Source organism: Helicobacter valdiviensis, from assembly GCF_003245365.1.
Lineage (GTDB): Bacteria > Campylobacterota > Campylobacteria > Campylobacterales > Helicobacteraceae > Helicobacter_D > Helicobacter_D valdiviensis.
Genome location: NZ_NBIU01000002.1, coordinates 88,612 through 102,269, shown reverse-complemented (window position 1 = coordinate 102,269; position 13,658 = coordinate 88,612). Strand labels below are relative to the sequence as shown.

Annotated in this window: 14 protein-coding genes; 4 read left to right on the top strand and 10 right to left on the bottom strand. The window is 32.7% G+C overall.

Annotated elements, in window-relative coordinates; all coding sequences use genetic code 11:
* Positions 1 to 116 precede the first annotated feature (116 nt).
* The 4 genes from B6S12_RS01315 (at position 117) to B6S12_RS01300 (ending at position 3,927) form a co-directional block, all read left to right on the top strand.
* A complete protein-coding gene (locus tag B6S12_RS01315) occupies positions 117 to 416 on the top strand; it encodes a hypothetical protein (RefSeq protein WP_111229018.1) in 300 nt (99 codons plus the stop codon).
* A 16-nt stretch (positions 417 to 432) separates the two neighbouring features.
* Positions 433 to 2,343, top strand: a complete 1,911-nt coding sequence (locus tag B6S12_RS01310) for a translocation/assembly module TamB domain-containing protein (RefSeq protein ID WP_111229017.1) — start codon at positions 433 to 435, stop codon at positions 2,341 to 2,343.
* A 139-nt stretch (positions 2,344 to 2,482) separates the two neighbouring features.
* Positions 2,483 to 3,715, top strand: coding sequence for a malic enzyme-like NAD(P)-binding protein (locus B6S12_RS01305; RefSeq protein ID WP_111229016.1), 1,233 nt, complete (start codon positions 2,483 to 2,485; stop codon positions 3,713 to 3,715).
* Positions 3,715 to 3,927, top strand: a complete 213-nt coding sequence (locus B6S12_RS01300) for a hypothetical protein (RefSeq protein ID WP_111229015.1) — start codon at positions 3,715 to 3,717, stop codon at positions 3,925 to 3,927. The genes B6S12_RS01305 and B6S12_RS01300 overlap by 1 nt, the downstream gene beginning before the upstream one ends.
* Positions 3,928 to 3,945: 18 nt before the next feature.
* Here the strand turns inward: B6S12_RS01300 and B6S12_RS11400 are convergent, their stop codons facing one another.
* The 10 genes from B6S12_RS11400 to purF form a co-directional block, all read right to left on the bottom strand.
* Entirely contained in the window at positions 3,946 to 4,485 is a 540-nt protein-coding gene (locus B6S12_RS11400) for a hypothetical protein (RefSeq protein WP_111229014.1), read from the bottom strand.
* Positions 4,475 to 5,401 carry a 16S rRNA (cytosine(1402)-N(4))-methyltransferase RsmH gene (gene rsmH, locus B6S12_RS01290; RefSeq protein ID WP_111229013.1) on the bottom strand — a complete coding sequence of 309 codons (927 nt, stop codon included), beginning with the start codon at positions 5,399 to 5,401 and terminating at the stop codon, positions 4,475 to 4,477. The genes B6S12_RS11400 and rsmH overlap by 11 nt, the downstream gene beginning before the upstream one ends.
* On the bottom strand, positions 5,398 to 6,666 hold the full coding sequence (gene murA, locus B6S12_RS01285) for a UDP-N-acetylglucosamine 1-carboxyvinyltransferase (protein WP_111229012.1): 1,269 nt from the start codon (positions 6,664 to 6,666) through the stop codon (positions 5,398 to 5,400). Before murA ends, rsmH begins: the two co-directional genes overlap by 4 nt.
* A 14-nt stretch (positions 6,667 to 6,680) precedes the next feature.
* The gene (locus tag B6S12_RS01280) at positions 6,681 to 7,130 is read right to left on the bottom strand and encodes a hypothetical protein (RefSeq protein ID WP_111229011.1); all 450 of its coding nucleotides are present in this window, start codon (positions 7,128 to 7,130) and stop codon (positions 6,681 to 6,683) included.
* A 3-nt stretch (positions 7,131 to 7,133) separates the two neighbouring features.
* Positions 7,134 to 7,979: a UTP--glucose-1-phosphate uridylyltransferase GalU gene (gene galU, locus B6S12_RS01275; RefSeq protein ID WP_111229010.1), complete on the bottom strand. Its 846-nt coding sequence runs from the start codon at positions 7,977 to 7,979 to the stop codon at positions 7,134 to 7,136.
* Between the two features lie 9 nt (positions 7,980 to 7,988).
* Positions 7,989 to 8,765, bottom strand: a complete 777-nt coding sequence (locus B6S12_RS01270; RefSeq protein ID WP_245892462.1) for a DUF815 domain-containing protein — start codon at positions 8,763 to 8,765, stop codon at positions 7,989 to 7,991.
* On the bottom strand, positions 8,765 to 10,936 hold the full coding sequence (locus tag B6S12_RS01265) for an AAA family ATPase (protein WP_111229009.1): 2,172 nt from the start codon (positions 10,934 to 10,936) through the stop codon (positions 8,765 to 8,767). Before B6S12_RS01265 ends, B6S12_RS01270 begins: the two co-directional genes overlap by 1 nt.
* Before the next feature lie 2 nt (positions 10,937 to 10,938).
* The gene (clpS, locus tag B6S12_RS01260) at positions 10,939 to 11,241 is read right to left on the bottom strand and encodes an ATP-dependent Clp protease adapter ClpS (RefSeq protein ID WP_111229071.1); all 303 of its coding nucleotides are present in this window, start codon (positions 11,239 to 11,241) and stop codon (positions 10,939 to 10,941) included.
* 69 nt (positions 11,242 to 11,310) lie between these two features.
* Positions 11,311 to 12,264, bottom strand: a complete 954-nt coding sequence (gene mnmL, locus B6S12_RS01255) for a tRNA modification radical SAM protein MnmL/YtqA (protein ID WP_181450918.1) — start codon at positions 12,262 to 12,264, stop codon at positions 11,311 to 11,313.
* A gap of 11 nt (positions 12,265 to 12,275) precedes the next feature.
* On the bottom strand, positions 12,276 to 13,655 hold the full coding sequence (gene purF, locus B6S12_RS01250; protein WP_111229007.1) for an amidophosphoribosyltransferase: 1,380 nt from the start codon (positions 13,653 to 13,655) through the stop codon (positions 12,276 to 12,278).
* Positions 13,656 to 13,658 lie beyond the last annotated feature (3 nt).

The window sequence follows — 13,658 nt, the reverse complement described above, 5'->3', positions numbered from 1 at the left end:
CTCACAATTAAAATCAATCTAAAAATTTACTAATTTTACTCTACATAGCTTTAAATAAGCATTATTTTACTAGACATTAAAGCTTTTTTTAACTTTTTTTTTATAAACTTTTCTTGATGAAAAAGTTAGTTTTATTAATGATTAGTATTGGAATTTTAAGTTTTAGTGGCTGTTCTAGCAATGAAGATAAAAATTTAGTATATGGAAGTTCAAATTGCAATGAAGCCAAAAGGATTTGTCTAGACAAGTGTGCAAAACAAGGCAAAAGTAGAATGATTTGCCTAGATGAATGCGAAAAAGCACGCGGAATGTGTGAAGCCATCAAAGTAAAAGGTTGTTTGCAAGATTGCAATATCCAGTATGGTAAAGGCACTCCTGCTGCTGAACAATGCAAACTCCGTTGCACCAAAAAATAAATTATAGGTAATCCCTATGAACGCTAAAATAGCTAATAAGAAAAGCATTTTTTATAAACTTCTTTTATTATTTGTTTTTCTTATAGTGATTATGGCTACCTTTATTGGCACTCTCTTTACTCCTTTTGGTAACAACATTGTTGCAGACTATTTACTTTCCTATTTAAATAAAAAAACAAGTATAGAATGGACAAAAGAAGATTTTTCTTTGGGTTTTACAAAAATAAATTTACATTTTTCATCTAAAGACAAACAGTTTGAGTTCTTTATTGATGGAAATTACTCGCTCTTTTTACAAACTTTAGATTTAAATTTCTTAGCACAATCTAATGGTTTTGATTTTAAAGCTCTCAATAAAGACTTACATCTACCCAAAAATCTCTTACTAAATGGTAAAATAACTGGAAGTTTTAATCATTATAGCATTGTAAATAAAGAGGACTCTTCACACTCTTTTAAGGCTGTTTTATCCTATCTTACCCCACAATCTTTAGATATAAATTTAAAACAAATTCCTCTTGCAGATGTCCTTGAGTTTCTAAAAGAAAAAAAATATGCCGATGGACTTTTAGATATAGACAGCCAAATAGAATGGATCAATAAAATTCCAAATGGCACTCTTAAAGCAAATTTAGAGGGTGGGTATGCAATAGAACAAACCTTTTTAGAGGAATTTGATTTAAAAATTCCCACAACAAATTTTATGGCTGATTTAAATCTAACTTTAAAAGACAATCTTTTAAAGCATAATTTTAATCTCTATTCCAATTTAGGTGAAATTAAAACAAAAGGAAACACACAAATTAAAACGCTCTCTATGGATACAAATTATGAAGCCACTTTTTCTAATCTTTCTCCTTTATCTGCATTCTTTAAATTCCCTACTCAAGGAAGTTTTAATGCAAAAGGAATCTTAAAAGGGGATTTATATAATATGCTTGCAATGGGGGATTTAAGCTTACAAAATTCCAAAATTAATTACACACTAAATTTAGATAATTTTTATCCAAAAACTTTGCAAATGTCTTCTAATAATTTACAAGCTAAAGATCTTTTTATGTTTTTTGGCCAAAAGCCTTATCTTGAAGGAAATTTTAATCTAAATATTAACCTTAGAGATTTTTTAAAAGGAATCTCAGGCACTGCTACTTTAGATTCTAAAAATCTCTTTATCAATAGCCCACTTATAGAGGAAAAAACGCAATTAGGTTTTCCACACACTACTTTTAATTTTTTCTCACAGCTTGAATTAGCAGAGGGAAAAGGGATTTTCAATTTAGATTTTAATTCTAATCTTTTGAATCTAAAAATACAAAATGCTTCTTATGCTTTAATAAATAATATAAAAGCCCCAATTTCATTACAATTTCCAAAATTGCAAAATATTTCTTTCAACAACAAAAGTCTTCCAAATGGGGAGCTAAAGCTACAAGGAAATTTGACAGATACTAATCTATATTTAGAAGGAGAAATTTTACAAAATAACCAAAGCATAAAAACAACAATACTTAATATGAAAAACAGGTTATCTTTAAACCTTTCTAATGTTTCTACTTCTGAAATTTATAGAATCTTTAATTATCCGCACTTTTTTAAAGGGATTGGGGATTTTACTTTTACACACCATAACGATGTCCAAGAAATTTTATTTTCTAGCAAAAATCTAACTTTAAACAATCCACTTCTTAAAGCTATAGAAAAAAGTTCTAAAATGAGTTTTAAAAACACAAATTTTACAGGCACTTTCTCTCAAACTTTAACCAACGAAAATCTAATTACAACGCGTTTTACACTAGAAAAAGACAATTTAAAGCTTTTTAATTATACAGATTTAATTACTAAAGATTCTAACACACGAGGCACATTTGATTTACTAAGATTTGATAACTATCCATATCAATCTAAAAGCTTTTCTTTAGATTTTTAAAAATACAAAGAATTGCTTTTATAGTGTAACTTTCTCTCAAAACCTATAAAATTTTTATAAAATTTACCCTACTTTAACCAAGCTTTTATTATTTTTTTGCTTAAATTCCTTTCAAAATTTATCATTAAGGTTTCCCCCTATGGAAGATTTAAAGCAAACCTATCCACAATCACTTCCCTACCATCAAGGCGGTAAAATAGAAGTTGTCCCACGCACTCCTCTTAATAATGAATATGATTTGTCTTTGGCTTATTCTCCTGGAGTTGCTGTTCCTTGCAAAGAAATCCAAAAAGATCCCTATTGTGCTTATGAATACACTTCAAAAAGTAATCTAGTAGCAGTTATCTCTAATGGAACTGCAGTTTTGGGCTTAGGAAATATCGGTGCTCTTGCAGGAAAGCCTGTGATGGAGGGCAAAGCAGTCCTTTTTAAGAAATTTGCAAATATTAATGCCTTTGATATTGAAGTAGATGAAAACGATCCTGATAAATTCATCGATATTGTAAGAGCAATCGCTCCAACATTTGGCGGTATCAATCTTGAAGATATTAAAGCACCAGAATGTTTTTACATAGAATCACGCTTAAAAGAAATCCTAAATATTCCTATTATGCATGATGATCAGCATGGAACTGCAATTATTTCTGCAGCAGGTATTATTAATGGAGCTAAATTAGCTAATAAAAATATCAAAGATTTAAAAATCGTTGTTTTGGGTGCAGGAGGTGCTGCTATTGCATGTGCTAGAATTGCCAAAACATTAGGTGCAAAAGAAATTATCATGTTTGATAGTAAAGGTGCTATTACAACCCATAGAAAAGATAATCTAACAGGCTTTAAAAAAGAATTTATTGTAGATAGAGAAATTAACAGCTACAAAGAGGCATTAGATGGTGCTGATGTAGTTTTAGGGCTATCGCGTGCAGATATTTTAGAAGCAAAAGATATTGAGGGTATGAATGAAAATCCTATGATTTTTGTAATGAGCAATCCAATTCCTGAAATTGACCCAAAAATTGTAAGAGAAGTTCGTCCTGATGCGATTATCGCTACTGGAAGAAGCGATTATCCAAACCAAATCAATAATGTTTTAGGTTTCCCTTATATCTTTAAAGGAGCCTTAAAAGCTCGTGCAAGATGTATCAATGAAGAAATGAAACTTGCAGCCACAAAAGCACTAGCTGATTTAGCAAGAGAAGAAATACCCTCTTCCATAAAAGCAGAACTTGAAGCAATCCACAAAAGACAATGTGGCTTTGGAAGAGAATATATTATCCCCTCTCCTTTTGATCCAAGATTATGTGAGTTTGTTTCTAATGCCGTAGCACAAGCCGCTATTGATAGTGGTGTAGCAAGAGTTACTTCTTTATAATGGAAGATTTTGCTTACAAACTTGTAATGTTTGGCTTTAGTGCTTTGTGCGAAGATTTAGAAGAGGTAGAGCGTCGCCTCCTCCTCTATCCAAAAGAACGCTATTCCCTAGAAAATGGCGATGAATGCTTCTTGATTGATTTAAATACCAAAAAACTTTATCCCATAACTTTAGAAAATAATAAATTTACTATTCAGTTCTCTAAAGATTAATAAATTCTTTATAAAAAACTAAAAATCTAGCTCATGTGTGAGATTTTTAAATTTAATATCTTCTAATTGAGATTTAATAAATTTATTCTCCTCATTCAAAGAAGACATTTGAGCTTGTAACTGGATAATATTTCTACTAGAATAATAGATATTATTGCGAATATAAATTTTTGGTACAAAAACTAAAAGTGTTAAAAAAATAGCAATGAGTGTAAAAGCTACAAATTGGAAAGGTAAATTTTGCTCCTCTGTTGCTTCTAAGATTTCTTCCTTTTCAGCCACACTTAATGAATCGCCCTCTTTATATTCCTCTACAACCTCTTGCAATTGCTCTTTATAAGGAGAAGGCAATATCAAATCCTCATCAAAATATTCTCCATTTTCCTGATGATTTTCTTGATAAACCTCTTTATTGTAGCGTTCTTCTAAAAATCCTAAATCCTCTTCTTGCATTTTAGAATCTTTTTTAAACAATCTTTCAAAAAAGCCTATCTTTTGTATTTTGTCTGCTTCCCCTAAACGCAGTTCTTCATAAAAATTATTCTCTTTATTTTCCAAATTCAAAAGTCCTTAGTTTTGCACTTCTTGCTCTTGGATTTTTTCTGTTTTCCTCATCTGTAGCAATAATAGGCTTTTTATATAAATTTTTACCCAGTGCATGGTTATTCCCACATTCACAACGCATCACTTCCATAGGACAAATGCAAGACTTCTCCCATTTTTTAAAATGCTGCTTAATAATTCTATCTTCTAAAGAATGAAAAGAAATAATACTTACTCTAGCACCCTCCTCTAAAGGATTTTCAAAAATCCCTCTCAAAAGTCTTTCAAGCTCTCCTAATTCATCATTTACTTCAATCCTCAAAGCCTGAAAAGCTAAAGTAGCTGGATGGATTTTACTAGCCTTAAAATGCATAGCTATTTTAGAGCTTAGTTCTTGTGCATTTGTAATTTTTCCTTCTTTTCTCCATTCTACAACCAATCTTGCCATTTTTTTATATTCTCTAATCTCGCCATAATCTCTAAAAATTCTCTCTAATTCTAAAAGAGAATAAGAATTTACCACTTCTTTTGCACTTAGAGGCTTACCTGTATCCATACGCATATCAAGTTCGCTAGACTTAAAGCTAAAACCTCTCTCTTCTTTATCAAACTGTAAAGAGGAAACCCCAATATCTGCTAAAATCCCTACCAATCTTTCTTGTTTTAAAACCTCTAATGCTCTCACACTAAAATCTCCATAAAGAAGTGTAAAGCGTTCCTCAAATTTAGCCAAAAATTCTTTAGAAAAACTAAGTGCCTCTTTATCTTTATCAATTCCTATTACTTTTAACTTTGGATATGCCTCTAATAGCCTAGAAGTATGTCCTCCAAAACCTAAAGTGCAATCCAATAAAACTCCCCCTTGATGCACCAAAGGAGTGTTAAAGCTCTCTACAACTTCATTTGGCAAAACACTAATATGAGGACTCATTCACTCTCCCGAATAATACTTGCTCCTAACTTACAAAGCTTTGTTTCTAATGCCTCATAACCCCTATCTAAATGGTAAATTCTATGGATATTTGTATATCCCTTTGCTACAAGTGCTGCCAAGACTAACGCACTAGAAGCACGCAAATCCGTTGCCATCACATCTGCACCATACAGCTCACTTTTTCCATGAATGCTTGCACTATTGCCATGCAAATTAATATTAGCCCCCATTCTTTGAAGCTCACTCACATGCATAAAGCGGTTTTCAAAAAGTCTTTCTTGAATAATACTTGTCCCCTCACATTGCGTAGCCAATGCCATAAATTGTGCTTGCATATCCGTTGGAAATCCTGGATATTCTGCAGTAGAAATTTCAAAAGCATTCAATTTACTTGCAGGATAAATACTAATGCTCCCCTCATTTGCCGTAATTTTAAAGCCAATTTCTTCTAGTTTTGAAATCATCGCTCCTAAATGATTAGAATTTACTTTATGTAAAGTAATAGGAGAATTACAAATCGCACCCGCACACAAATAAGTTCCTGCCTCTATTCTATCTGGAATAACACTAATTACCTTTTTAAAATCCAACCCTTGCATTTGTGTGCCATAAACCACCAATTCATCACTTCCAATTCCATTAATTTCTACTCCCGCTTCTTGCAAAACTTCACAAAGTTGCACTACCTCTGGTTCTTTGGCTGCATTTAAAATCTTTGTCTTACCCTCTGCCATAGCCGCTGCCATAAGAATATTTTCTGTTCCTGTAACAGTGATTTTATCAAAATTAATCGTAGCACCCTTTAAACCACTTTTTGCTTCAGCAATAATATAACCTCCCTCAATCCGAATACTTGCTCCCATTTTCTCCAATGCTTTAATATGTAAATCCACTGGCCTTGCACCAATTGCACAACCCCCTGGCAAACTCACTTCGCAATGCCCAAATCTTCCAAGAAGTGGCCCTAAAACTAAGATAGAAGCTCTCATCTTACGCACAATATCATATACTGCTTTGGTGCTATGAAGCTCTAAAGTGTAAATTTTCGCTAAATGCTCCCCTTCTTTTTGTATTTTGCAACCTAACATCTCCAAAAGTGTAAGAAAAGTTTTTATATCCACAACATTAGGTAAATTATCTAAAACTACACAATCTTTAGCTAATAATCCCATCGCTATTAAAGGCAATGCAGAATTTTTAGCGCCCGAAATATTAATTGAACCTTGTAACTTCCGACCACCTTCACATCGTAAAAAATCCATATTGCTCCTTTAATTTATTTTTTCTTTTTTTCATTAGTTTCACGATTTTTCAATGCAGAACCAATAGTTGTCTCAATTTCCTTTTTATAGTTTGGATTAAGCTTTACAAATTCCTCTCTATATCTTACAATGCTATCAATATCTACACTTGCACACCAAGCAAGTGCAGAAATGAAGTCCATTCTTTCTTGATATTCTTTACTCTCTTTTTTATGATTTGTAAAGGGATTAAAATACTTTTTAAACGCTTCTAAAACCTCTTGGACTTCATCATCACTAGGTGTGCCTTTTAGAACAGAAATCAAATGTTGGATATTTTTTAATAGATTCTCTTTTTTTCTTTGCTCTTCAAGATAAGCTTGGATATTTTGCATAATAATAGCCACCCCTGAAAGCAACGCAAAGGGCATAAGTGCAATAATCATCAAAACCCAAACAAAAAAATAAAAATCTAAATAATACAAATTTTAAGCCTTGGAGTTTTTATATTTTTCATAGAATACATTTGTAGCCTCCACAAATCCTTCTACACTCCCACAATCATAACGCTTCCCTTTAAATTTATAAGCCAAAACCATTCCGCTTTTGCATTGGCTTAAAAGTGCGTCTGTGATTTGAATCTCTCCATTTTTTCCTGGCTTTGTCTTTTTTAAAATTTCAAAAATATCAGGTGTTAAAATATAACGCCCAATAATAGCAAGATTACTAGGAGCTTCTTTAATAGAGGGCTTTTCTATCATATTATCCACTACATATACATTCTTATCTATCTCTCTACCCGCTATTACTCCATATTTACTTACTTCTTTTTCTTCCACCTCTTCTACTGCTACAATGGAGCATTTGTATTTTTCATAGACTTTACACATCTGCTTTAAGACACCCTCTTCCTCATTATCACACAAATCATCACTTAAAATCACGCAAAAAGGCTCATTGCCTATTAGATTTTCTCCCATCAAAATAGCGTGTCCTAGCCCTTTCATTTCCATTTGTCTTGTATAAGAAAAAGTGCAAGTTTCTAAAATCTTTCTAATTTCTTGCAAGTAGCTTTCCTTGCTTGTTCCTTTAATTTGATGTTCTAACTCATAGCTAATATCAAAATGATCTTCTAATGCTCTCTTGCCACGCCCTGTAATAATAGCCATATTTGAAATTCCTGCTTCAATAGCCTCCTCTACTCCATACTGAATTAGAGGTTTATTAACAATAGGTAACATTTCTTTTGGCATAGCCTTAGTAGCAGGCAAGAATCTTGTCCCATACCCCGCTGCTGGGAATAAACACTTTTTGATATTAACATTTTTATTCATCTTATCTCCTTAAATAAACTCTAACAAACCACTTTGATAAAGCTCACAAAATTGCTTTGCAATACGAGGATTCTTAGAACCTCTCTTAGTAGCGTAATTAAGAGCAATTTTAGAAACTTCTTCCCATTCATATCCACTAAAATTACCCTTTTTAAATTCTTCTTGCAAAATCTCTAAATATTCCTTAGCACCATAAGCATAAAACCCAAGAGCAATAGGAAATCTATCACTTAATGAAATTTTATCATCGTTTCCCATAAAGCCAAAAAGATCATTTTCTTCGTTATTTTCTCTCATTAGATGTTTTTTATTAGAGGTTGCATAAATTAAAATATTTTTAGGAAACTTTTCAATACTTCCTTCTAATACACTTTTTAAGGCTTTGTAGTCTTCCCCTTCCTCAAAACTTAAATCATCGCAAAAAATAATAAATTTAGCTTTTTTTTGACGCAAACAATCCACAATTTTAGGTAATGCCTTTAAATCTTCTTTAAAAATTTGCAAAACTTTCAAACCCTCTTTTATAAATTTTGTAAAAATTGCTTTTGCCAAAGAGGATTTTCCGCAACCTCTAGCACCCCACAAAAGAACATTAACTCCCGCATCTTTTTGTAAAAACGCTCTTGTGTTTTGCTCTAAAATTGCTCTTTCTTTCTCAAGATTTTTTAATTCCTTAAAATCTACCTCCTCCAACTCTTCTACCCAATGAAAATAATCTTTTCCCAATAAAGAATCATAGCGATAAATAGCAGCATTATATTTTTCTAAATCCCAAATCAATTCCATTATTTTGCACTCTTTTTTGAAATTTTTAAGCCATCTTTTGTGCAATCTACAAAAATTTCTGTATCTTTTTTTAGATTTTCAAACAACAAAAAATCACTCATAGGATTTTTAATCTCTCTTTCTATCAATCCATAAAGTGGTCTTGCCCCAAGCTCTTCACTAAAGCCTTGTTTTGCTAGATATTCTTTTGCACTTTTACTTAAAACTACCTTGATACCTTTTTTACTAATTTGTGTATTTAAATCTAAAATATTTTTATCCACAATCTTTACAATCTCTTTTAAAGTTAAAGCATTAAAAGGCAAAATAGCATCTAAGCGATTTCTAAATTCTGGACTAAAACTCTCTTTGATAGCTCGCTCAAATTTTAAAGTGCTATCTTGATTAAATCCAAGCGTAGGAGCTTCTTTAGAACCTACATTAGAAGTCATAATAATAATCACAGATGAAAAATCGCTACTTACTCCATTATTATCGGTTAATTTAGCATAATCCATCACTTGCAAAAAAAGATTAAGCACATCAGGATGTGCTTTCTCAATCTCATCTAAAAGCAAAAGTGTATGCGGATTTTTCTTAATCATCTCTGTTAAAATCCCACCTTTATCATATCCCACATATCCAGCAGGAGCTCCAATAAGCTGTGAAATACTATGTCTTTCCATATATTCGCTCATATCTAGCCTAAAAAAACCAATTCCTAAAAGTTTTGCAAGTTCTTTTGCGAGTTCTGTTTTACCCACTCCACTAGGACCACTAAATAAAAAAGAACCTATAGGCTTATTAGGAGCTCCCAAACCTGCTTTATTGCGTTTAAGCGCCTTAACAACCTCACAAATTGCATGATCTTGTCCATAGATTCTTGCTTTTAGTTTTGCTTCTAGGGTTTTTAGCAAACTTTTATCATCTTTTGTAGCTTCAATTTGTGGCAATTTAGCCATCGTTGCCACTCTTTGTTTAATGCTTTGCAAGCTTACTTTTCCATTTTTTCCCTCTAGTTTATAACTTGCCCCCACTTCATCCATAATATCAATAGCCTTATCTGGCAAAAATCGCTCATGCAAAAACTGACTAGATAGCTCTACAATTCCTCTAATCACTTCTTTAGTATAAATTACATTATGGTGTTTTTCATAATGCTTTTTAAGTCCCATTAGAATTAAAATGCTTTCTTCAATACTAGGTTCATCCACTTCTACTTTAGCAAAACGCCTAGAAAAAGCCTTATCTTTTTCTATAAGATTTCTATATTCTGCATAAGTGCTAGCACCAATACAACGCAATTTTCCATTCCCTAAAACTGGTTTTAAAAGGTTGCTAGCATCCATACTACCACCATTTGTTGCACCTGCACCCATTAGAGTATGTATCTCATCAATAAATAAAATAATATTCTTTTTCTTTAAAATCTCCTCACTTAATCCTTTTAATCTCTTTTCAAAATCTCCTCTATACTTCGTCCCTGCTACCAAAGCTCCAAGATTAAGTGCATAAATTTCATTTCCTTTTAGAGGACTCTTTTCTAAATTCAGTGCTAAACCCTCAGCTACTGCTGTTTTTCCAACTCCTGGTTCTCCTATTAAAAGAGGATTATTTTTCTTGCGTCTTAATAAAATCTCCATACAACGCTTAACCTCTTCATCTCTACCTATTAACGGATCAATTCTCCCCTCTCTTGCTTCTTTACTTAAATTTATGCAGTATTTTTCTAAAAAACTTTCTTCCTCTGTTGTGCCAGCCTCTTTAGAAACGCCCTTATCAGTAATATATTCTAAAATCGCCAAACGCGTAATTCCAAAAGATTTTAAAACCTGTGTGCTATATGCTTTATCCTCTTCTAAAATAGCCACCAACAAATCTTCTACACTTGCTTCTTTTCTTTGTGAGCCTCTCACATGGCTTATCATCATTTCAATAATACGAGAGAGCGCCAAAGTTTCAATAGGATCTGCCCCTTGTGTTACTTGGATATTTTTTACCAAATATTGATAAATCTTCTCTCTAATTTGCTGGATATTCCCTCCACATGCTTCTAAAGCTTGCACCATTCTAGCATTAAAAAGCAATTCATAAAAAATATGTTCTGTAGTTAAATACTCATGCTTAAAAGTTTTTGCATTCTTTTGAGCACCCTGCAAAATATGATTTAATTCTTTGCTAATTTCAATCATTTTTAGGCTTTTTCTAAAATAACACGCAAAGGATATTGTTGCTCTTTAGATTTTTTTCTAACTTGTGCAACTTTAGTTTCTGCAATATCATAAGGATAAATTCCACATACACCCTTTCCATTGTGATGGATTTGAAGCATTAAATTAAGAGAATCTTCAAAATTTTTACCAAAAATCTTTTGTAAAATCTCAATCACAAATTCTTGCGTTGTATAATCATCATTTAACAAAATTACCTTATAGTAAAAAGGTTCTTGAATTTGCATAGAAACTTGCTCAAGCGTAGAGCTTTCATTTTGTGTCATTTTTGGCAATTTACTTCCTTTTTTGTAATCTTCTCAATAGATAAATTTTAACAAAAACTTAAATTTAAATCAATATTCAATCCCAGCTTCCCTTAAAGCATCGCGGATAGAACGCATTTGGATATTTTTATCAAAACACCATTTAGGAGCAATAAGCGTGTCGTTTCTAACTCCTGCACTCACACGATGAATCACTACATTTTGTGGGATTATTTTTAATGACTGCACGATTAAATCTATATAATCTACCAAAGTAATAGGTGTATATTCTCCTTTTTCATGCAATGAGGCTAAAATCGTCTTTTCTATAATATAAAGTGGATGAACTTTAATCCCATCACTTCCCCAATCAATTACTTGCTTTAAAGAATGTAACATCATCTCTTTAGTTTCATTTGGAAGCCCATAAATAATATGAGAACACACCTTTAAGCCTCTCTTTTTAGTTTCATTAATCCAATATTCCATACCCTCTGTAGTATGCCCGCGATTAATAAACCTTAGCGTTTCATCATATACAGATTGTATGCCATATTCTACCCAAATTTCTTGCCCCTTTTCTTCTTGCAAGCTTGCAAGTAAATCTAAAATTTCCAAACTTACACTATCTGTTCTTGTGCCAATAGACATACCCACAACATTAGGCAATTTCAAAGCTTCCGTATAAAGCGTTTTTAAAGTAGAAAAAGGCGCATAAGTATTTGTAAAAGATTGGAAATAAATCATATATTTACCCACACCAAATTTATTCTTATGAAAATCACTTTGCCATTCATATTGTGAATGCAATTGTTTTAGTTGCATAGGTAAAAGAGGATTTTCACTCATTCTAGGATTAATTTTTAAAGGCGCCTTAGGCTCATGCTCCAAAGTAGGAGAAAAACTTTCATTTTTACAAAAAATACAACCTCCCTTGGCCACACTACCATCAATATTAGGACAGGTAAAACCTGCTAATGCAATAGGCACTTTACGCACTCTTTGCCCAAAACGACGCTTACAATAGCGTCCAAAGGTTAGCATTTGTTTCAATTCTATTCCTTTATTTCTACAATATAATTCCCATCAAAACAGGCTTGGCAAAACTTATAATCCTCTACTCCTATACTTCTTTTTAAGCCCTCTAACGAAAGAAAAGAAAGAGAATCAGCACCGATAAATTTACACACTTCCTCATCGCTCATTCTAGCACTAATTAGCTCTCCCACACTAGGAGTATCCACCCCATAATAACAAGGAGAAATCGTAGGAGGAGAAGAAATTTTCATATGGATTTCTTTAGCCCCACAATCACGCAAAATCTTTACAATTTGCTTACTTGTAGTTCCTCTAACCACCGAATCATCAATCACGATAATGCGTTTGTTTTCAATAAGCTCTCGGATAGGATTTAGCTTTAACTTAACTTTTAACTCTCTAATTTGCTGTGTGGGCTCAATAAAAGTTCTTCCTACATAATGGTTTCTAATAATTCCAAGCTCAAAGGGAATACCACTCTCTTGAGAATATCCCAATGCAGCAGCCACTCCACTATCTGGAACTGGTATTACCAAATCTGCATCAATAGGATTTTCCTTAGCAAGCTCTCTTCCCATAGCTTTTCTAATATTATATACAAGCCTACCAAACACATGACTATCAGGGCGCGCAAAATAAACATACTCAAACACACAAGGATAAGGATTAGCAGGCATAATACTATGGCTTTGCATTCCCTCTTTTGAAAAGACAAGCATTTCTCCAGGTTTCACATCTCGCACATATTTTGCACCCACTAAATCAAATGCACAAGTCTCACTTGCAACAATATATCCTATGCTTCCATCTGGATTTTTAATCTCCCCTAAACTTAAAGGCCTAAACCCATGTCTATCCCGTATTACAAACATTTTCTTACGGCTTAAGATCACAAAACAAAAAGCACCTTCTACGCGTAATACCGCTTCTTTAATCCTATCAATCAAAGCTTCTTTTTTAGATCTTGCAATCAAATGGATAAGATTTTCTGTATCCATATGGCTTTGAAAAATAGAACCCTCTGCAATAAGTTCATTGCGTATTTGCTTCGCATTTGTAAGATTACCATTATGAACAATAGCAATCTCTCCTAAATCATATCTTGCAAAAACAGGCTGTGCATCCGCCATTGAATCCTCACCTGCTGTGGAATAGCGGTTATGTCCTATTGCGCTAAAACCTTTTAATTTGCTTAAGGTTTCATCACAAAATACACTTGTAACCAATCCATGATTTTTAATACAATTTAATTTTTCTCCATTGCTACTTGCAATTCCTGTCGCTTCTTGCCCTCTATGCTGCATAGAAAAGAGCGAGTAATACGCACTTACTGCTGCATTTTGCACATTATAAACACCTACGACAGCACATTCCTCATTCCAATCTCTAGTTTCCACAAA